Origin of the sequence: Bacteroides faecium (assembly GCF_012113595.1) — a bacterium.
Classification (GTDB): Bacteria; Bacteroidota; Bacteroidia; order Bacteroidales; family Bacteroidaceae; genus Bacteroides; species Bacteroides faecium.
This window is the reverse complement of sequence record NZ_CP050831.1, coordinates 691337-712792: the sequence shown is the minus strand read 5'-3', so window position 1 is coordinate 712792 and position 21456 is coordinate 691337. Positions and strand designations below refer to the sequence as shown.

Here is a 21456-nt window from a genome sequence, read left to right as displayed (position 1 = left end):
TTAGGAAAAAGACTGGATATGAAGAATTGTATATTCAATCATCTTATTTTCTGAAATATACGGCCCGGCGTAGGTTTGAAGGAAAAAACTCGAAGGATTTAGCATTAGTGGGTTCTCTAATGTTGTCATATTGGGCTATTCCCTGTTAATGTGTCGCTCTTTTGCTGGTTAGTGGTGTGTGGGGAAGGAAATATTAATGATCCTGTTTGAAAATGATAATATCAGTTGCTTCTTGTTCTTATGTCAACTAGAGTAAATGGTGCTTCAAATAGGTGTTTAAAATCCTTCTTTATCATGTCCGGTTTGTTTCTCACCTTGAAACATTTTGTTTCTCACCGAGGAACACTTTGTTTCATACCGGGAAACACTTCGTGTCGCACCGGGAAACAACTCGGAAAACGGTTGTTTCTTGCATATTTGGCTCGTTTATATGCATAAAAAGACCGAATATTGTATGTATATGCGTTATTTTATACGCGATTTCTTCTCTTAGTGAGAATCTGACAGTCCTAGTTGTGATGAGAATCTTAAAAATAGGACATTTCGCTGACTTATCGGTTTCATCTATCGCCGCATAGAATTATTCGATTGGACATTTTTTGCAAGGCGGGACTTATGCCTTTATCTTTGCATCAGAAACAAGAAACAAAATGAAGTTTCTGATGTTATAAGTCAAACCAATTAATAACAATAAAAGCAATAAAGATTATGGAACCAATTTTAAATTCTCAGCTTCCTGAATTCAGTGTTCAGGCTTTTCAAAACGGAGCTTTCAAGACTGTAACCAACAATGACCTGAAAGGTAAATGGGCGATTCTGTTCTTCTATCCTGCCGACTTTACTTTCGTATGTCCTACTGAATTGGTGGATATGGCTGAAAAGTACGACCAGTTCAAAGCAATGGGCGTAGAAATCTACTCGGTAAGTACTGACTCGCACTTCGTACACAAAGCTTGGCATGATGCTTCTGAAAGTATCCGCAAGATTCAATATCCGATGTTGGCAGACCCGACAGGTGCTCTGTGTCGTGCACTCGGAGTATATATCGAAGAAGAAGGTATGGCATACCGCGGTACATTCGTTGTCAATCCGGAAGGAAAGATTAAAGTGGTGGAACTGAATGATAACAACATTGGCCGTGATGCGAGCGAGTTGCTTCGTAAGGTGGAAGCTGCACAGTTTGTAGCGACTCACGACGGAGAAGTTTGTCCGGCCAAGTGGAAGAAGGGTGAATCTACCCTGAAACCAAGCATCGACCTGGTAGGTAAGATTTGATAGATCTTTGATAATGATGATTATGGAAGGCCGGTAACGGGAAACGCTGCCGGCCTTTCTTTTCAAAAAACGAAAGGAGAACAGGTATGTTAGAATCTGCATTAAAAGAACAACTGAAGGGTATATTTGCCGGACTGGAGGCGAATTTTACTTTTGATATATCGGTATCATCCAGTCACGAGAGTAGAACAGAATTGTTAGAACTGCTGGGAGATGTAGCGGATTGTTCCGCACACATCACTTGTGTAGTGAATGAAGGAAACGGGCTGAAATTTACTTTGTTGAAGAACGGCAGCCGTACAGGAATCACCTTCCGTGGTATTCCCAACGGACATGAGTTCACTTCGCTGTTACTGGCTATCCTGAACCTGGACGGTAAAGGAAAGAACTTTCCCGATGAGGCTGTCTGTAACCGTGTGAAGGCACTGAAAGGCCCGATACATTTGGTGACTTATGTCTCATTGACTTGTACGAACTGTCCCGACATAGTGCAGGCTCTCAATGCTATGACTACGCTGAATCCCTCCATCACCCATGAGATGGTAGACGGTGCGCTTTATCAAGATGAAGTGGATGCATTGAAGATACAGGGAGTACCTTCTGTCTTTGCAGATGGCAAACTGCTTCATGTAGGTCGTGGCGAATTTGGCGAGCTGCTTGCGAAACTGGAAGAACAATACGGCATTGATGAAACCAAAGCAGAAGCGGAAGTGAAGGAATATGATGTGATTGTAGCCGGTGGAGGTCCCGCAGGAGTATCGGCAGCTATTTACTCTGCCCGTAAAGGATTGCGCGTGGCTATTGTAGCCGAGCGCGTTGGCGGACAGGTGAAGGAAACAGTCGGCATCGAGAATTTAATCTCTGTACCCGAGACAACAGGAAACGAACTTGCTGATAATCTGAAGACTCATTTACTGCGTTATCCCGTAGATTTACTTGAACATCGTAAAGTGGAAAAGGTGGAAGTTATGGGAAAACAAAAGCTGGTCACTACTTCTGTTGGCGAAAAGTTCCTGGCTCCGGCCTTGATTATTGCAACCGGTGCAAGTTGGCGCAAACTGAACGTTCCGGGAGAAGCGGAGTATATAGGCCGTGGTGTTGCTTTCTGCCCTCACTGCGACGGGCCGTTTTATAAAGGAAAACACGTAGCGGTAGTTGGTGGTGGAAATTCCGGAATTGAAGCGGCTATCGACTTGGCAGGTATCTGCTCTAAAGTAACAGTCTTTGAGTTTATGGATGAACTGAAAGCTGACAATGTACTTCAGGAACGACTTAAATCATTGCCGAACGTAGAAGTTTTTGTAAGCTCTCAAACTACGGAAGTGATAGGAAATGGTGATAAACTGACTGCCCTGCGTATCAAAGACCGTAAAACGGAAGAAGAACGTCTCGTTGAACTGGATGGCGTATTTGTACAAATCGGACTTTCCGCAAATAGCAATGTATTCTGCGAAGTAGTGGAAACCAACCGTCCGGGTGAGATTGTGATTGATGCGCATTGTCGTACCAATGTGACGGGTATCTACGCAGCCGGAGATGTTTCAACTGTGCCTTATAAGCAGATTATCATCTCTATGGGCGAAGGTGCGAAGGCCGCGCTTTCCGCTTTTGATGACAGAGTGCGGGGCGTTATTTGAAACATGCAGATATAATAGACACACACACAAACAATTCATGGTAGAAGCTGTAAAGGTATGGACACATATCTTTGCGGCTTTTTGTTTTTTCATTACCTTTGAGCCGCTTAACATTAACCCCCAAAATGAGAAACATGAAAAAGAATCTTTTATTAGTTATTGCTACTCTATTTGCCTTTTCGGTACAGGCTCAGAACACATTGAAGCTGATGACCTACAATATCAAGAATGCAAACGGCATGGATGATGTCTGTAATTTCCAGCGTATAGCGAATGTGATAAACAACGCTTCTCCCGATGTGGTGGCTATACAGGAAGTGGACAGCATGACAAGTCGAAGCGGACAGAAGTATGTCTTAGGAGAAATTGCCGAGCGTACACAAATGCATGCCTACTTTGCACCTGCCATTGATTTTGATGGTGGAAAATACGGAATCGGATTACTGACCAGGCAAGTTCCGGTACGTTTACAAACCATTCCTTTACCGGGAAGAGAAGAAGCGCGTGCCCTGATTCTCGCAGAATTTGAAGATTACATTTACTGTTGCACTCATATGTCGTTGACAGAAGAAGACCGAATGGAATCATTGAAGATTGTGAAATCGTTTACTGCTCCTTATAAAAAGTCTCTTTTTCTGGCCGGAGACATGAATGCCGAACCGGAATCCGACTTTGCTAAAGAACTGCAAAAGAATTTTCAGCTACTTTCCAATCCCAAACAGCATACTTATCCGGCTCCAGAGCCTAAGGAAACGATAGACTATATTGCGACATTAAAATCCAATGCAAACGGTTTTGCTCTTATATCCGCACAAGTATTGAACGAGCCTATGGCTTCCGACCATCGTCCTATATTAGTAAAACTCAGAACTGCCGAAAAGGCAAACAAGATATTCCGCACGAAACCCTATTTACAGAATCCGGTAGGCAATGGCATTACAGTGATGTGGGAAACTACCGTCCCTGCATATTGCTGGGTAGAATATGGAACGGACACTACCCAACTGAAACGTGCCCGTATGATTGTAGACGGACAAGTGGTTTGCAATAACTATTTGCACAAAATACGTATAGACGGTTTGCAACCTGGTCAGAAGTATTATTACCGTGTATGCTCACAAGAAATGCTGCTTTACCAGGCATATAAAAAGGTGTTCGGCAATATGGCACAGTCGTCTTTCAGTGAGTTCACCCTTCCGGCAGCGGATACGGATTCTTTTACTGCCGTTGTCTTTAATGATTTGCATCAGCATACGCAAACTTTCCGTGCCCTGTGCAAACAAATACAGAATATCGATTATGACTTCGTTGTTTTCAACGGTGACTGTGTGGACGACCCTGTTGACCATAATCAAGCAACTACTTTTATCAGCGAACTTACCGAAGGCGTCCGTGGCGACCGCATACCGACCTTCTTTATGCGTGGTAACCATGAAATACGAAATGCCTATTCTATCGGCTTGCGTGACCATTACGACTATGTAGGAGACAAGACCTACGGCTCTTTCAACTGGGGAGATACCCGTATCGTCATGTTGGACTGTGGAGAAGACAAGTTGGATTCCCACTGGGTATATTATGGCTTGAATGATTTTACCCAACTGCGTAATGAACAAGTGGATTTCCTGAAAAAAGAACTTTCTGCCAAAGAATTCAAGAAAGCGGAGAAACGTGTCCTTATTCATCATATTCCACTTTATGGCAATGATGGAGTGAATCTTTGTGCTGATTTATGGACTAATTTATTAGAGAAAGCGCTTTTCAATGTTAGCTTGAATGCACATACCCATAAATATGCTTTTCATCCGAAGGGTGAGTTAGGCAATAATTATCCGGTCGTTATCGGTGGAGGATATAAGATGGATAGTGCTACGGTGATGATTCTGGAGAAGAAGAAAGATGAATTAAAAGTGAAAGTCCTGAACGTAAAAGGGGAGATTTTGCTGGATATTACAGTCTGAAACGATTGGGAGTAAGATAAAGGCAGGCTGTCTCAAGAAAAAGAGACAGCCTGCCTTGTTGAGTAACTGTAAAATGTTACTTCTCTATATGAATAATACCTGTATATCCTCCTCCTCTACTCATATTTATGAGTAGTTTCTCATTATTCTTGATAATTTGTTCTATTATTTGTGAGTCTTTTGCTTGTTGACTGGCATTTACTCCGTCTATATGCGCTTTTATCTTCTTCGGGCCATTTCCTATGAATGATAAATCAATTTCAATATGCCGTGGAGTATTTCCGTTTATTACTCCGATGTACCAGGTATTGCCATGCCGGCGTGCAAGAGCGATATATTCGCCCACTTCTCCTTCTAAAGGAACTGTTTCATCCCAGGTTGTAGGTATGCTTTTGATAAATTCAAAGCTCTGGGGATTCTCGTCATATTTAGTCGGACTGTCCGAAATCATTTGCAACGGGCTTTCGTAGACTACATACATTGCCAATTGGTGGCTACGTGTGCCCTGACTCATCGGTTCATGTTGATTTTCATAGAATGTTTCCGGATGTGCGTTAAGCATAGCTCCGGGAGTATAGTCCATTGGGCCTACCCACATACGGAGATAAGGGATGATTACATCATGTGTAACTGTGGCTCTTTTGCTCCATTTGTTATACTCCAGTCCTATTACTCCTTCGCGTGTCATCAGATTCGGATATTTGCGCCTCATGCCCTCGTTGGGGTAAGAACCGTGAAAGTCTACTAATAATTTGTATTGAGTGGCTTTAATAGCTACTTGTTCGTAGAAGTTAACCATTTTGGCATCATTACGGTCCATAAAATCTATTTTGACTCCCTTCACTCCCCATTTGCTGAATTGTGCAAAAGCCTCATCCATTTGTCGCATGATGTTCACCCATTTCGACCATAACTGGATACCTACTCCTTTTTCTGTTGCATATTCACAGATACGCGGAATGTCAACATCAGGATTGAGGGTTAACAGATCGTTACGTGCCGACCAGCCTTCGTCAATCAGGACATATTCGATGTGATGTTTGGCTGCATAGTCTACCAGATATAGATATGTATCGGTGTTAATGCCGCTTTTGAAATTTATATGATAGATATTACGGTCATTCCACCAGTCCCATAATACTTTACCGGGTTTAACCCATGTATAGTCAGCGGCTTGTTCTTTCTCTTCGGAGAGTAAATATATAAGCTCGCTTTGTAATATGGAAGAGGCATTGTCGAAAGTACCGATTACCCGCCATGGAAAGACCCGTTTCCCGCAGGTGGGAATAAGATAATCTTTGCGTGTGGAGGCATAAATTTTATTATCCCCTTCGTATGGCACTTCCTTATCCGGATAATTGGCAAAAATGCCATGGAAGGATTCTTGGGCAGGTTGTAAGTACATTCCCGGATAATTATAGAGATTGGCCTCTGCTAATAATACTTTGTATTTGTCTACTTCAACCATTACAGGAGCTACGGAGAAACTGTCTTTGGGTAATGCATTGATCGGCTTTACCGTATAATCCTGCTCAAACCAGTTTTGTAGCTGGTCGGTTAAAAGAGTGTACGAGGTGTGATCCTGTCCGAAGCGGAAAGATACTGACTCTTTCTTTACAGGCTGTTTATTGTTTGCAGTACTTACGAAACGATAGGCCATTCCGTCATTATAGACTCTGAATTCGATCTTATAGTCTTTGTAAATAAGCTCAACCTGGTTATAATTATCCACTGTCTCTTTATATTTACGCGGTACAATAAATTCCACTTTTTCCGAAACGCTCTTACGAGTTATCTTTCTACATTTGTCTGTTCCCCAAATGTCGTTTCCGACTGTAAGTGAGAGCGGGCAAGTATCAAGAATCTTTGTTCCATTCCGGGATAAGCTGTAACTGATTTGATTGTCTGTCTCGATAGTTATCACATTTTTCTTGTCCGGCGAACCGGCCTCAATTATTTTGGCAACTGTTATCGAAGGAAAACAGAAGGCTGCCGTCAGTAGAAAAAGAATATGGTTTATTTTCATAATTAGTTTCCTCCGGATAAAACGATGAATGATAATCCTGTGATGAACAGAATAAACATGATTCCTAAAAGCCTGTCGGTTGATTTGGAACTACCGGTGAACTCTTTCCAGATAAATACACCCCATAAGGCTGCAATCATAGGTGCTCCCTGACCGAGAGCGTAGGAGATGGCAGCTCCCGCTTTTCCTGCGGCTATATAGCTCAAAGCAGTTCCCAATCCCCATATACATCCTCCGAGGATACCTACCAGATGTGTGCCTGCTTTTCCCGCAAAATATTCTTTATAGCTTACCGGAGTTCCTACAAACGGGCGTTTCATAACAACTGTATTGAATAGGAAGTTGCTCAAGAAGATACCGATTGAGAATATAAAGAAAGCAGTATATGGAGTAGCCATACCCGGAGTCGGAGAGTCGAAATTATTAAGATCCATAGCGGCAGCTACAAAGCGGTAGAAGAAAGACATAAGTATGCCGGCAATAGCCGCAAGAATAATCCCTTTCTTACTATTATTATTCCCCTCTTTCTGTTGCCTGCCTGCCGCTATTCCATTGCAGATGATAGCGATAACAATCAGGATTACTCCTGTAAACAACCAGAACGGATCTCCTTTAGGGGTGCTGAAATAATTGATAAACACACCTAGGACCAAGGCAAGTCCTACACCCAGCGGAAAAGCAACCGACATTCCGGCGATGGAGACTGAAGCTGAAAGTAAGATGTTGGAAGCATTGAAAATAACTCCTCCGATCAAAGCACTGACTATGTATCTGGCATCTACTTGCCGGATATCTTCCAGAAAACCTCTCCCCGAATCTCCGAAACTTCCGAGTGTGAAAACGAGAAGTAAGGCAAATAATAAGATACCGATCGTATAATCCCAGTAATAAAGCTCATAACGCCAGTTCTTGCTGGCCAGTTTCTGGGTGTTACCCCAAGAACCCCAACATATCATGGTTATGAAGCAAAAGATAATGGCTAGTGTATAACTATTGACTATAAACATGATTCTTTCTTTATTGGTTTATATTCTTTTCTTCTTTCCCTGTCACCTGGCAGACAATGGCATCTAATGTTCTCTGAATATTCTCATTTCCTTGAATCATAAGATATTGATGTTGTCCTTTGTCTGACGTATTAAAAAGACTGTGTCCTGCACTGTCTATTGTAATCGTTCCTTTTGTTGACAGTTCAAAATAATCCTTCTCCGGTTCTATGGCCTGTATGACAGAGGTCAAATCCCAAGTTTGCCTGTCATAAGGCATTTTGTCATATATCTGGTAAGATACACAAAGAGGATGTTTGTAAGCGTTCGGGAAATCATTCAAGATACTCTGATGCGGATACAACAATTTGTTGCCTAGTTCCCAGCCGCTTGCAATGACCGGAGTGGGCCATTCGCTGAATACGGTTTGGGCTGCACTTATATCCTGCACTAGATTCCATTCGGGGAAATCGAACTCGTTCCCATAGAGTCCTCCCATTACGGACAACAGCTTCACTTTTTGGGCAACGAGTGATTTGCCGTCCAAAGGACTGTATTCATCGGCTTCCGAGCGTAGCAGGCGTGAAAGGTTCGTTTCCGGTCCTACGGCAATAAATACGACGGAATTATCTGGTTGTGAAGCCAATAATTTCCGTAACAACTTATATCCTTCCGGCAGATTGTCTTTTATGCTTCTTTGAGGATGCAGTATCTTATTGCCTTCAATAATGGTATCCAAAGTTTGGCGGAGATAACCTCCGTCTTCGGGAGTAGCTCCGTTGTATGCATATCCCAATGGAATGTCTCCCCTCTCATTGAGGCGGCAATATCCGTCAATATATTCGATTGAATAAGGATTGGACTTGCTGATTGTGATACCTAGCAGATCTATTTTTCCGGCTTTCTCGTAGTTGAATAGCATTTGCATAGCCAGCACGTCGTCAATGTCATTGCCGACATCCGTGTCGAATATCACAGGAACGGGTTGTTCGAGTTGATATTTTAAAGACTTGTCACTTTGAATGTCGAAGAATAAATCTGGGTTCAGACGGGTATCAGCAACTGATTCACCAATACCGATATAGCCCATTGGGTGATAACCACCTTCGAAATAATTCTCATTGGCAAATCGGAGCGAAGGTTGCATACCGGCCGGATCGAGCACCGTTAAAGCCAAGATATATTTTCCCTTGGCAATGGGGGCGTCAATAGAAATATTCTTCCGGATGTGGTAAGTCTCCGGAGCCGTCTGGTATTTATGTTCATCTACCGACCAATTATCTCCCGGCATCCATTCGGAGATGTTTACCCCTTCTAATATTTTTCCCCATACTTTTTGATGACTTTCAGGGTCTAGCAAAGCTACTTCTACCGGCCAGTTATAATAGAATGGAGACGATCCGGTGTTGACAACTTTAAAAGAAATAGGGAATTGTGCTCCCGCTTTAATTTCATTCGGGTAAGAGAATTCATTGATAATGAACCGATACCCCATAGCTTTTTGCAGTATCTCTGCATTTTTCCGGAACTCCGGTTCGTTGAAGTCTGCCCAAGTGATTCCGCCTAAATGATTGCAGTGCAAGTTCCGGATCTGTTCCATGACATATTCCCGGGTATCCTTATCCGCCACCACTTCTTCAAAAGATTTGAACCGGGCCAAATCTCCCCAGTTCCAAGTAATTTCTCCACCTATCGGCTGGGTTTTCCAACGATCACCCAGTTTCTTCATTTCCTCATAACCTCTTACAATCTCTTGGGGCTGAGACCATGAATCCCAATAAATCCCGAATTCGTAATCTTTAAATTCATAAGCATAACGGACCATTACTTTCTTGTTTTTGAATGCTTTGGCAAAGGCATCTCCCAGTATCTTTTCCATGCCTGGAATCCATGTCCGGTTAGCTACGTGTTCCGGTTCGTCGTGCGGAGCCCAGTAAGTTGAGAGATCTGGGTCATGGTGTTCTCCCCATTCACCGATAATTCCCATTTCTACATACGCTACTCGCGGGTCGTTATCCCACGCCTGTCCGAGTTTCTCTACAAGTTTTTTTACGCGTTCAGGAAAAGAAGGGTCAAAGTATCCCCCGGTAATGGGGGTATTTTTGTCTTTTTCTTCTACATAGGCGGCCACGGAGTTCGGTCTTTGTTTATAAGGACCTTTTTCCGGAGTTATTCCTTTGGGCCAGTGCCAACCGGTTAAGTCATCCGGATTAGTGGTGTCTTTGGGTTTTCCGCCATGCCAGGGTTCCAGCCATACAAGAAAAACCCGGGGAATAACTTTGACGTTTATATCTTCTACTCCTTTCCAGCGATGATTGCTGTAAGCGATAATCTTGTCTACTCCGTCATTGGCGTCGTCTTCGATCATATTCCACTGCATATATTCTTTTGTCAGTGAACCGTAAGGGTAGGGATATTCTTCCCTAATCCGGTCGATGCCGGGAGCGAAGAATTCCCTGAATCCTTTCATTGGATTCCTGAATGCATTCGGATACTCTTGGTAAGAAACCGTCACGGTTTTCTCACTGCAAGCAGATATCGTTCCGAATAGCATTAGGAGTAATATGTTTCTGATGCTTGATTTCATTAAGTTTGCTTATTATTGGATTTTATATTTCAGAGTCTTATCCTGCCTCATGTCATCGAAATCTTCGGTTGGAATTTCAAAATATACGGGCTCCGTATTGACACCGATATGTCCCATAGGGTGGCGTCCTCCTTCAAAGTAATTTTGAATGGCAAATCTTAATGAAGGAAGCATGCCGGACGGGTCTAATATGGAAATTGAGATGATATAATCTCCTGTGTCCAGTTTCTTGTCTAAAGTCAGTTCTTCCTCAATATGATTCGTAGCAGCCGGTTGAGCATAGACTTTTGCTGAATTATTCCAGTTGTCTCCCGGCATCCATTGTGATATTTTAGGAGTTTTCAATGTTTTGCTCCATACAACTTCTTGAGTCTGGGAGTTTAGTAAGGCAATTTCTACCGGCCAGTCATAATAAAAAGGCGACGAACCTGTGTTAATCACATCAAATGATATTTTAAATGGTTCATCCGGTTTGATATTTGTCGGATAGTTGAAATTGGACAAAAGAAAGCGGTAACCCATTGTCTTTTGTAGTAATTCTGCATTGGGTTCGAAAGTCGGGTCATTGAAATTAGCCCAAGTGATACCTCCCAAGTGGTTACAATGCAGATCGCGTATTTGCTGAATGACGAGGTCTTGCGTTTGGGCATCTGCTACTACTTCTTCAAAAGATTTGAATTTGTAGAGGCTTCCCCAGTTCCAGGTAATTTCTCCGCCTATGGGCTGGGTTTTCCAGCGATCGCCTAACTTCTTCATTTCTTCGTAGCCGCGCTTTATTTCTTCATCAATAGCCCATGAGTCCCAATAAATCCCGAACTCATAATCTTTGAATTCATAAGCATAGCGAACCATTACTTTCTTGTTTTTGAAGGCAGCGGTAAAGGCATCTCCCAATACTTTTTCAATACCTGGCAGCCAGGTACGGTTCTCTACATGATTCGGTTGGTCATGAGGTGCCCATACTGTGGTGATATCCGGGTCGTGATGTTCCCCGAACTCGCCGATAATTCCCATTTCTACATAGGCTACTCTAGGGTCATTATCCCATGCTTGTCCGGCTTTCTCTACCAATTTCTTCACTCTTTCCTGAAAGGTAGGGTGACAATAGCCCCCAATAATAGGGGCGTTAAGATCATCTTTATCATATGTCTCTCCCGGAATGTCGCTGGGCCAATGCCAACCGTTCAAATCGTCGGGATTGTTGGTATAAGTATTCTTGGCATATCCGCCATGCCAGGGCTCCATCCATACGATGTAAATACGTGGGATAACCTTGACATTTATATCTTCCACTCCTTTCCACCTGTGGTTACTATAAGCAATAATCTTGTCGACACCGTCACTCTCATTGTCTTCCAGCATATTCCATTGCATATATTCTTTTATAATAGAACCGTAAGGATATGGATATTCATCTCTTACTTTATCATATCCCGGACCGAAGAATTCGCGTAATCCTTTCATCGGATTCCGGATTGCGTGAAGATATTCCGCCGGATTGATTGTAACTCTTCCGTCTTTTACTTCTACAGTTCCTCCTCCTTCGATAGGAGGAAGTATGCCATGGTCCTCTTCTTTGCATGAATAAAAGAAGATACTCATCAGTAGTCCTGTGATAAAAATAATTTTTTTCATGTGTTAAATGATTTATGTTAATATCCTTCGTTGTTTTCTGTGATAGCGTCATTGGCATCGATGGCGGCTTGCGGAATTGGGTATAAAACATGATAGGGCTGAATAGTGACCCCAGCGTGGTCTTTCATGTATTCACTTAGTTTGCCGAAGCGAATTAAATCCCAGCGGCGCAGGTGTTCACAACATAATTCATGCAATCTTTCTTCCAGTACGACTTCAGCAAACTGTTCTTTATTCAGGTTATCGGCTGCCGTTATGGAAGTCAGGCCTGCCCTGTCTCGTACTTCATTCAGAGCATTATATTTTTCATTACTTGTGTCGTCTATACTGTTCAGTGCTTCGGCTTTCATCAAGAGTACGTCTGCATAGCGAATCATAGTAAAATTCAAATTATCATCTTCAATCACATTGCCGGTTTCCGCATCCCAGAATTTACCGGAAGAGGGCGGTGTCTGGGTAACTCCTGCATATTCTGTGATGAAGAATGCCTTTTTGCGTTTATCGGCGTTATCATAAGAATCATATAGATATTGTGTCGGACCAAATCCACCCCAGCCGCCAAAGTTGGTCGGGCCGCCTACATTACGGGGTCCCCAATAAGAATGCTGGATACTTCCTTCCAGTCCCCACGAACCGGAATGCTTGAACTGGATTTCAAATATGTTTTCATATTCCTGATTCTTGTTTTTGGGATCAAATATATCCTTTAGATTATCATACAGCTTGAATTTGCCTTCGAGCATCCGGCAGTATTTTAATGCTTCGTCCGGTTTTCCCCACTGAAGATAAATGCGTGCCAGCAGAGCTTGGGCAGCATAGGACGTAGCTCTTCCTTTATCTTGGGCATTCGGCCAAGAGGTAGGGAGTCCGAGAGCAGCTTCCATGTCCTGGGTAATCAGTGTATATACTTCGTCAGCCGTGGCGCGCGGTTTCATGATTTCACTTCTATCAATGGATGATTTTGTCCATAAAGGAACTCCGCCATACATTCTCACAAGGTCGAAATAGTAGATCGCTCTTAAAAAACGGGCTTGCATAATCATGGAACTATGGAGATCCGCACTGACTGCATCCGAAGGCATATCAATAACTGCATTGCAACGTTTGATGCCTTCGTAGCAGAGCCGGTAGTGATTATCCAGGAATTCGTGTGAAGCGGAAAAAGTATAGTAATGCAATTGGGAGTAAGCCGCCCAACCCATATCAAACGGAATTACTTCATCTGTTCCGAATTCAGTAAGGGTAATGGTGTATTTTCCGACAAAGACTTCTTGGAGCGTACCATAAGCGGCATAAAGAGTTTGCTGCCAATCTTCCGGTTTTTCATAAGCATTTTCCGGGGTTAGTACACTTTGGGGTGTCAAGTCAAGAAAGTTGTCGCAACTGCATAATGTCAGGCAACTGAAAGCTAATATTGATAAATATTTTTTCATAATGTTTCTGTTTTTAGAAGTTAAGAGAAATACCACCGATAAAGCTACGGGCGTTCGGATAAGGATTGGTATTGTCGCTGGACTCTACGTCAAATCCTGTAAATTCCGTAGCTGTGAATAGGTTCTGTACAGAGAAATAAACCCTGATATTTGAGGCTTTGATATTTCTGATGACACTTTTCGGCAAGCTATAACCAATTTCCAGGTTACGGAGGCGCAGGTAATCACCTTTTTGGAGATTGGCGTCAGTACCGTCTCCGTTAGCATAAGCGCTACCGACTCGTGGGGCAGGATATTTGTTGTTCGGTCGGTCCTGTCTCCAATAATATTTGTAATAGTTTTCGCTCATGTTTCCCCATACATTGAAAGAGTTGAGGTAACGGTTCAGTGAATTATTGATTTTATGTCCTCCTGCAAAAGTAAAGAATGCGGTAAGATCAATACCTTTATATGAGAATGTATTGGTAAAGCTACCGTAATATTTGGGAGTGGAAACTCCGCAGAAATCACGGTCTTCTCCGTTGATTACATAGTCTTTCTTAGAATCCAGAATCTTGCGGTCACCGGGTTGGGCATTGTATTTGGCAGCTTCGATAGCTTCGTTCGTTTGCCAGATACCTTCGGATTTTAATAAGTAGAATTGCCCGATAGGACGTCCCACAAACAATGTTTTATTGACGTCTTGTTTGCCGTCATAAAGTTCTTTGATCTTATTGTTATTATAAGAAATCATGAAGGCTGTTGTCCATAAGAAGTCTTTGGTGCTGATGTTGACTGTGTTTAGTGTAAATTCAATACCTTTGTTATCAATTTTACCGATATTGGTGAGTGAAGTGCCGAAACCGGATTCCAGTGGAAGGGGGACTTCCCATAGTAGGTCGGTCGTACGTTTATAATAAGCTTCAATCGTACCGGCTATCCGGTTGTTGAATAATCCGAAGTCAATCCCTAAGTCTAATTGGTTGGCTTTTTCCCAAGTCAGTTCCGGGTTCGAGATGGAAGTTTGTACAGAGCCGGTTACCAGATTATTGCCTAAAACGTAATTGGCTGAAGCGCTTCCGAGGGCAATTGTCGGAGCATAGGCGAAATCTCCGATATTCTGGTTACCCAGTTTGCCGGCGCTGATTCTTAACTTCAGGTTGCTGATGACCGGAGCGTTTTCTTTGATGAAACTTTCTTCAGAGACACGCCATGCAAGAGCCAGTGAGGGGAAGAATCCCCACCTGTGTCCCGGGGCAAAACGAGAAGAACCGTCACCGCGCATGGTCAATGTTGCCAGATAGCGGTTGCTGAAATTATAATTGAATCGCCCGTAGAATGACACTAGGGAAGAGGGGACTGCATACGAAGAGTTCGGTCCATGTTCTTCCGCTCCTTGCAAATTGTAATACTTGAGAATGGATGACAACTTTTTAGAGTCGGCGGTAACTTCTTCATAATCTGTTCTGGAAGCTGAGAAACCAGCCATTGCAGAAAATTGATGTTCTTTGTTGATATCAAATGAATAAGTGGCAGTGTTCTCTGTTTGCCAGTATCTTTTTTTATTCGACATTACATTGGCATGGCCGCCAGCCGTATAATGTTGTCCCATGCGTCCGTCTTCGTAAGTATTTACTTTGTAAAAGACAAGTTCTCCACCGTTGTCGGAACGTAATTTCAAGTTCTTTATCGGTTCTATCTCAATGTAGGCGGAACCTACGAATCTGGATTTGAGTGTGGCTTTGTCAAGCAAGTCGACAATGGCTACCGGATTTGCTTTCGTGTTGAGGAAACCGTCGAAATATTCTCCGTCTTCGGTATAAATAGGAGCTGTTGGTTGTGAACTAATAGCACTGAACATGGTTCCGTATCCCGAATCTGCTTCTTCATTGATATTCATGAGTTTAGACTCGATGACGTTGAAACGTACACCATATCTTAACCACTTGTTTAGTTTGGCATCCATATTATATCGAACAGTCAGCTTATTAAAAGACGAGTTCTTGACCGTACCTTTTTGGTCATACCAATCTACTCCCAGGAAATGTTGCATATCATTCTTTCCACCGGAAATCGAGAAGTTATAATTTTGATATTGGCCGTTCTGGGTAACTGCGTCCTGCCAGTCGGTCGACTCGCCACGGCTGAGTAAACGTAGTTCCTCTGATGTCCATTTATAATTAGGTTGGGCAATGGATACTAATTCATAATATTGCTGTGCGTTCATCAAATCTTGTTTGTTCAACATTCGTTGCGTACCGAAAGAGGCATTCAGGGAGATTTTGGCTTTTCCGCTTGTACCCTTTTTGGTAGTTACGAGTACTACGCCATTAGAACCCCTTGAACCATAGATGGATGCAGACGAAGCATCTTTTAGAATTTCGATGGATTCAATATCACCGGAAGATAAATCCTGCAAACCTCCTTGTACGGGAATACCGTCGACGATATATAGCGGCTCGCTGCCGGCCCGGAGCGATCCTACTCCACGAATAACGACAGAAGCATCTCCACCGGGTTTTACGGAGCCGGTAGTTACTTGCACACCGGCGGCAAGTCCTTGTAGGGCAGTTGTCACTGTTCCTACTTTGGAGTTAGTAAGATTTTCAGATTTGATAGAGGCAACAGCACCCGTCAAATCACTCTTTTTAGCAATACCATAACCGATTGCCACTACTTCATCCAAGTTAATGGCGTCTGCTGCCATTTGTATATTAATGACATTTTGTTTTCCTACGGTAACAGACTGTTTTACCATGCCCACGAAAGTAAACTCCAGGACATTTCCTCTTTTGGCTTTGATGCTGAAGTTTCCGTTTGCATCACTTACTGTTCCTGTTTGAGTCCCTTTTATGGTTATAGATACACCTGGCAATGTTTCATTACTCGTGTCGGTAACGGTTCCTCTAATGTTGATTGTCTGTGCATGTAATACACTGACAAAAAAGATGGCAATAAATAATATAATGTGTTTTTTCATGACGCTTATTTTATAGGATTGTTAGTTAATAGGCCCGGATAGGAAGAACACCAATTTTCCAACCGCTTTTTGAGCAGATTTCAGAAACGATATTAGTCTCTTCGTAGAAATTCACATAATAGGCAGACCAGCCGGTTTCCCCGTCGCCTTCGCTTGAAGTCCAGTAATTGTTTGCCGGAATATTGACTCCTTTCTCAGCTAATAAACTTTTAACTTTGAATACTTCGATCAATTCTTCTCTGGAAGGGAGGAACCAGTCGGCATATACGGCATTTCCTTCAGTGACACTATTGTCCAGACAAAGTTGGGCGGCAATTTTGACTCCTTGCCACTCGGGCCAGTTGTTCGCACTCTGCAATGCATTAAACTTCTTGACTATATTTTGAGTGTTTGTATAGCCGCTTCCCATACTTTGACTCGTTCCGGCCGCATCCGACGGATTTACTTCCGGACCGAATTGCTCTGTTCCCGTACCGATGTTACTCATGTTTACGATATATCCGTGTGCCTTTGCAGTATTCACCCAGAATACAACACCTCCTCCGAGTTTATCGCCAACATTCGTCTCGATAGTGATAGTTCCAAGATTACTTTTCCGTTCTCCTCTGACAATCATGATAGAGTTTACTCCGTATAACCCTTCAGGAAGTGTAAATTCTACTCCTTCTTCATTAAGAGTTAATGGTAAATTGTATTCGACGCCTGCCGGGTAGAAGGATGCATATAATACGGCAACGTCTCCTGCTTCAAATCCTTTTCCTTGAATTTCAACTTTGCTCTTGGGCTGTACATTGCCGGAAGGAAGAATAACATCAGTAATTGGAACAATGAACGGTACTTTCAAAGTTCCGTTTAAAACGGTTTGTTTACCGGCTCTTTCAATTGTTATGCTATAGTCGCCACCTGCTTCCACCGGAACAATAAATTTTAAGTAGTTATCTGTGATTTCTGTGACTTCTACCTTTTCTTTCTGGTTGGTAGCGTTGCTTAAATAGACTATATCTTCTTTTGCAAAACCGAGTCCGTTGATTTGCGCCACCTGACCGGGGATGATGTCATTTTCCGAAGGAAATTTTATTTCCTTTAGAATGGGAGCTATAGGGGTAGCGGTGTGTTCGTCGTCGCTATCGCAGCTATAAAAGTTGCATACTATCAAGCCCGATAAGATAGGGATGAGTAGTTGTTTCAAATAGGTTTTCATGGTTCATTAAGTTTAAAAGTTGAATGATAAGGCTAATTCTTTTTCAAGTATGAAGTGTTTCACTTCATCGAGAGTGGGAATAGACGGCTGTGCACCCGAACGTGTGACTGCGATGGCTGCCGCAGTGTTGGCAAAGTTGAGTGCTTCCTGATCTATTTCTTTCTTTGCACAAACGACCGCCAATGCACCGCAAAAAGTGTCACCTGCGGCGATCGTGTCGATCGCATTTACTTTACAACCGGGAAGTTGCATGGTTGCTTTTGCATTTTTCATATACACGCCTTGGCTTCCCAGTGTGATTACGACATTGCTTGTACCCGCTTTCAGCAATGTTTCAGCAATTTCCTCGAGATTATTATCTCTATACTCAATTCCTGAGATGAATGAAGCTTCCAGCTCATTGACGACTAGTATATCAATGGCTTTCATCAGTTCCTCATCGATCAGGCAGGCGGGTGCGGGATTGAACAATATCTTTTTACCTTTTTGTTTTGCCGATAGAGCTATTTTTTTTATTGTTTCGTAAGGAATCTCAGCCTGCATGACGATGATATCAGCTTCGTCGATTACTTCTGAGAAATGGGTGATTGAACCGGGTAATAAAGAATAGTTAGCTCCAGGAGCTACTGCAATGCAGTTTTCACCACTGTCAGCCACAAAAATAAGTGCGGTTCCTGTGGGATGATGGACATCATCAATAATGTAATCGGTGGTGATACCTTCTTTCTTAAAGTGTTTTTTTAAAATATCCGCGTACATGTCATTCCCCAAAGAGGTGACAAACGTCACAGAGCCGCCAAGCCTGGCTGCTGCCACAGCCTGGTTCGCTCCTTTGCCTCCGAGGGACTGCATGAAATTTGCATCTCCGACTGTTTCGCCGGGTGCCGGGAGATGGCTGACTTGTGCAACCATATCGATGTTTGAACTTCCAATAACTACTACTTTCATTTGAATCAGATTTATGTGATTAACCTAGGCTTTTCTCTATTTTATAAGTTGACTTCTCTTTTGTATGGGATGGCGCTCTGGGCACCGATGCGTGTGACGGCAATAGCTGCCGCTGCATTTGCAAACTTCACGGATTCGGCCAACGAATGTCCTTTGGATAAATAAACACTGAATGCTCCACAGAATACATCTCCTGCTCCGGTTGTGTCGATAGTCTCTACTTCTTTGGCAGGAACCATGGTATATTCGTCCTTTTCTTTCACGTAGGCTCCATCTTTTCCCAAAGTAATGACGACATTTTCTATACCTTTTTCTCCGATGGCTTTAGCTGCCCGGTGCGCACTTTCAACATCCATTACCTTTATTCCTGATAGCATTTCTGCTTCTATACGATTAGGCAATATAGTATGTACATTATTTAAAAAGGAGTTGCTCAAGGTAGAGGCAGGCGCAGGGTTGAGTATTACTTTCTTGCCATATTGGTTGGCAATAGTAGCTGCATACTCCACTGTTTCTATCGGAACTTCAAGTTGCATGAGTATAATATCAGCTTCCTTGATTTTTTCTTCAGCTTTATTGATATCTTCTATCGAAAGCGAACGGCTGGCCCCCGGTGCTACGATGATGCTGTTTTCTCCGAAAGAATCGACAGAAATAAGAGCTACTCCTGACGGACTTTTCTGATCGGTGAATATAAATTCAGTATTGATTTTCTCGGATTTGTATATTTCTAAAGCTTGCAGTCCAAATAGATCATAACCAATTTTGGAGATAAAAGTTACTTCCGCTCCTAATCGTGCTGCTGCGATAGCCTGATTGGCTCCTTTGCCCCCAGGGTTCATATAGAAAGTTCCACCTAGAATGGTTTCTCCGGGGACAGGTAGCCTGTTGGCTTTCACAACCATATCGGTATTACAGCTTCCGATAACTACGATTTTGGGTCGATTGCTAGATATAGTTTCCATAATATTAATAATTAAGATGATGCAAATAAAAAGAATAATAACGCATCGTTTTTTACATTAATAATTCATTTATATAATTTCAAATTATATGTTTAATATGGAATATTATGTTTTAAGGTATTCTTGGGATTGTAGTGTTGTGTGAATTTGTATAATTACAAATGGATAATTGGAAAATAAGAGAAGTGTTTTTGCGCTGTGAATTTAGATTATTAGCTTTGTCTTTTTAGATTTCTTTAGCATTTGTGTGTTGTCTGAGAACTTCAGACAGCTTTTCTTTCCGTATTTTTGATTCTATCCATGCAGTAAAATCGAAAATGCGTAATAACTGATTTTCGTATTTGTCATTGTATAATTCCTGAATTTCCGGACATAGCTTTTCCCAGAAAGCTTCCCGGTCTTTTCGTAGAATAGGCAGATTGCTTTTGTTTAAGAACCATAAAACCGTGTGCTCTGTCTTGAATGTCTGCTCTTTGGGAGAAGACAAACTGCGCGTAATGGAGCGTGATTCGTGCTTTATCAGTTCAAATTCTTGTGTTTCATAGTAAGCAATGAGACGAACCAGACGAATCGTTCTCATTAGCGGCAAGTATTTGATATTATGGTCTATAATGGCATTGCTTATATATTTCTTCGCTGCCTTGTAGTTCTGGTTGCCGATGTGTATAAGAGTCGTGTAGAGTAATAGCTCGCTTTTGCGTATAGGACTTAACCATGCTTCTTTGTCGTATAGTAACTCCTGATAATGATTCATGAGCTCCGTGCAACTGGAAAAATCACCTTTGTCCAAATAGGGAAACAACTCATATTGGAAAAGCAAACAGGTAGCGTTCACTTTAAATTCCAGTGAAGAGTCCTCTGCGATTAATTTCCTTAATTTCTCCAGGAAATAGGGCATCTCATTATAATTTCCCACCGACCGCAGACTGCCGAGCACTCCCTCGAGTACTGACAAATAGTAAATCGGTGGATTCGACCAGAATTGTTGGTTCTGCTCAAATAGAGAATTCAGTTCTTTGTATGAGTTGAGGGCAGCTCTGTAATCTCCTGCTCCCATTAGATAGTTTGCCTGAAAAAGTTTATGATTTCGTGTCAATTCAAAATTCCCTTCTGCGTCAGAAGAAGCGGCTATATAAAGCTCGTTGACCATAAGGTCGTTCATATCCTGTTTTTGCTTTGCAGTCCGTATGGCTCCGATATGAGAGAGACGGTATTTTAATAAATTATGCAGAGAAGATTGCTCCGTTATTTTTCGAATTTTCTTTAACGATTCATTTTGGATAAAATGTTTGTGAAAAAGCTCCTGCTCTGTCATGTTAGGGAAGTTCAGCCGTAGCAAATATTCCAATTCCTGTTTCTGTGCAATCGTCAGAATCTCGTTGTTTTCATAGAACTGTGCCTGTTCTATCGTGTTGGATAGTATCTCGAAACATTCTTCGAACAGGGAACGCTCGTATAGCATACGGGCTTTGCATAAATCGTTCAACAAGTCATAGTAGATGTCTTTCTTCTTTCTCAATGTGAGTAGTGTATCTACCAGTTTCTCATATAAATATTGAATGGATACTTCAAAAGAACCTTTAGGTCTGCGCTTATAAAATTCTCCTTTCACCACATTTCCGTTAGGCTGTTTACTCTTCGTGATAATGTCGTAAATCACAAGATAGTCCTTCTCTTCCTTGTCTTTGACGACCTGCAAGGAGAAGTGTTTCTTTTCTGATTTCGATAAAGAGTATATCAGGGAAATAACGGAATCGACTCTTTTCATGAAGCCCTTTCAATTAGAATTCGGGTACAATATTCGGGAAATTCTGTGGAAAAAGCAAATATCGAGTACGTTAAA

The 21456-nt window shown here is 42.3% G+C and carries 13 protein-coding genes; 3 read left to right on the top strand and 10 right to left on the bottom strand.

Annotated elements, in window-relative coordinates; genetic code table 11:
• The first annotated feature begins 708 nt into the window (after positions 1-708).
• From ahpC to BacF7301_RS02860, 3 genes are all read left to right on the top strand, one after another.
• Positions 709-1275: an alkyl hydroperoxide reductase subunit C gene (gene ahpC, locus BacF7301_RS02870; protein WP_005675267.1), complete on the top strand. Its 567-nt coding sequence runs from the start codon at positions 709-711 to the stop codon at positions 1273-1275.
• Between the two features lie 86 nt (positions 1276-1361).
• On the top strand, positions 1362-2912 hold the full coding sequence (ahpF, locus tag BacF7301_RS02865; protein WP_167960020.1) for an alkyl hydroperoxide reductase subunit F: 1551 nt from the start codon (positions 1362-1364) through the stop codon (positions 2910-2912).
• A gap of 134 nt (positions 2913-3046) precedes the next feature.
• Positions 3047-4873 carry an endonuclease/exonuclease/phosphatase family protein gene (locus BacF7301_RS02860; RefSeq protein WP_167960018.1) on the top strand — a complete coding sequence of 609 codons (1827 nt, stop codon included), beginning with the start codon at positions 3047-3049 and terminating at the stop codon, positions 4871-4873.
• Positions 4874-4949: 76 nt separating this feature from the next.
• On the opposite strand, the gene BacF7301_RS02855 is transcribed toward BacF7301_RS02860, so the two are convergent.
• The 10 genes from BacF7301_RS02855 to BacF7301_RS02810 form a co-directional block, all read right to left on the bottom strand.
• On the bottom strand, positions 4950-6899 hold the full coding sequence (locus BacF7301_RS02855) for a glycoside hydrolase family 97 protein (RefSeq protein WP_167960016.1): 1950 nt from the start codon (positions 6897-6899) through the stop codon (positions 4950-4952).
• A 2-nt stretch (positions 6900-6901) separates the two neighbouring features.
• Complete coding sequence (locus BacF7301_RS02850) at positions 6902-7906, bottom strand: GRP family sugar transporter (RefSeq protein ID WP_167960014.1); 1005 nt, start codon at positions 7904-7906, stop codon at positions 6902-6904.
• A 10-nt stretch (positions 7907-7916) separates the two neighbouring features.
• A complete protein-coding gene (locus tag BacF7301_RS25890; RefSeq protein ID WP_167960012.1) occupies positions 7917-10472 on the bottom strand; it encodes a nucleoside hydrolase in 2556 nt (851 codons plus the stop codon).
• A gap of 12 nt (positions 10473-10484) precedes the next feature.
• Positions 10485-12107 carry a DUF4832 domain-containing protein gene (locus tag BacF7301_RS02840; RefSeq protein WP_167960010.1) on the bottom strand — a complete coding sequence of 541 codons (1623 nt, stop codon included), beginning with the start codon at positions 12105-12107 and terminating at the stop codon, positions 10485-10487.
• A 17-nt stretch (positions 12108-12124) separates the two neighbouring features.
• On the bottom strand, positions 12125-13540 hold the full coding sequence (locus tag BacF7301_RS02835; RefSeq protein ID WP_167960008.1) for a RagB/SusD family nutrient uptake outer membrane protein: 1416 nt from the start codon (positions 13538-13540) through the stop codon (positions 12125-12127).
• Between the two features lie 13 nt (positions 13541-13553).
• Positions 13554-16499 (bottom strand): SusC/RagA family TonB-linked outer membrane protein, encoded by a 2946-nt coding sequence (locus BacF7301_RS02830; RefSeq protein ID WP_167960006.1) that lies wholly within the window; start codon positions 16497-16499, stop codon positions 13554-13556.
• A 25-nt stretch (positions 16500-16524) separates the two neighbouring features.
• On the bottom strand, positions 16525-17700 hold the full coding sequence (locus BacF7301_RS02825) for a DUF1566 domain-containing protein (RefSeq protein WP_167960004.1): 1176 nt from the start codon (positions 17698-17700) through the stop codon (positions 16525-16527).
• A gap of 12 nt (positions 17701-17712) precedes the next feature.
• On the bottom strand, positions 17713-18648 hold the full coding sequence (gene rbsK, locus BacF7301_RS02820) for a ribokinase (protein ID WP_167960002.1): 936 nt from the start codon (positions 18646-18648) through the stop codon (positions 17713-17715).
• 41 nt (positions 18649-18689) lie between these two features.
• Positions 18690-19613 carry a ribokinase gene (gene rbsK, locus BacF7301_RS02815; RefSeq protein WP_167960000.1) on the bottom strand — a complete coding sequence of 308 codons (924 nt, stop codon included), beginning with the start codon at positions 19611-19613 and terminating at the stop codon, positions 18690-18692.
• 226 nt (positions 19614-19839) lie between these two features.
• On the bottom strand, positions 19840-21381 hold the full coding sequence (locus BacF7301_RS02810) for a BT2802 family ribose utilization protein (RefSeq protein ID WP_167959998.1): 1542 nt from the start codon (positions 21379-21381) through the stop codon (positions 19840-19842).
• Between the last annotated feature and the right edge of the window lie 75 nt (positions 21382-21456).

Coding starts and splice junctions, on each gene's coding strand:
- BacF7301_RS02850 (WP_167960014.1), bottom strand. CDS start 7,906: ATGTTTATAGTCAATAGTTATACACTAGCCATTATCTTTTGCTTCATA.
- rbsK (WP_167960000.1), bottom strand. CDS start 19,613: ATGGAAACTATATCTAGCAATCGACCCAAAATCGTAGTTATCGGAAGC.
- BacF7301_RS02830 (WP_167960006.1), bottom strand. CDS start 16,499: ATGAAAAAACACATTATATTATTTATTGCCATCTTTTTTGTCAGTGTA.
- BacF7301_RS02810 (WP_167959998.1), bottom strand. CDS start 21,381: ATGAAAAGAGTCGATTCCGTTATTTCCCTGATATACTCTTTATCGAAA.
- ahpF (WP_167960020.1), top strand. CDS start 1,362: ATGTTAGAATCTGCATTAAAAGAACAACTGAAGGGTATATTTGCCGGA.
- BacF7301_RS02855 (WP_167960016.1), bottom strand. CDS start 6,899: ATGAAAATAAACCATATTCTTTTTCTACTGACGGCAGCCTTCTGTTTT.
- ahpC (WP_005675267.1), top strand. CDS start 709: ATGGAACCAATTTTAAATTCTCAGCTTCCTGAATTCAGTGTTCAGGCT.
- BacF7301_RS02825 (WP_167960004.1), bottom strand. CDS start 17,700: ATGAAAACCTATTTGAAACAACTACTCATCCCTATCTTATCGGGCTTG.
- BacF7301_RS02840 (WP_167960010.1), bottom strand. CDS start 12,107: ATGAAAAAAATTATTTTTATCACAGGACTACTGATGAGTATCTTCTTT.
- BacF7301_RS25890 (WP_167960012.1), bottom strand. CDS start 10,472: ATGAAATCAAGCATCAGAAACATATTACTCCTAATGCTATTCGGAACG.
- rbsK (WP_167960002.1), bottom strand. CDS start 18,648: ATGAAAGTAGTAGTTATTGGAAGTTCAAACATCGATATGGTTGCACAA.
- BacF7301_RS02860 (WP_167960018.1), top strand. CDS start 3,047: ATGAAAAAGAATCTTTTATTAGTTATTGCTACTCTATTTGCCTTTTCG.
- BacF7301_RS02835 (WP_167960008.1), bottom strand. CDS start 13,540: ATGAAAAAATATTTATCAATATTAGCTTTCAGTTGCCTGACATTATGC.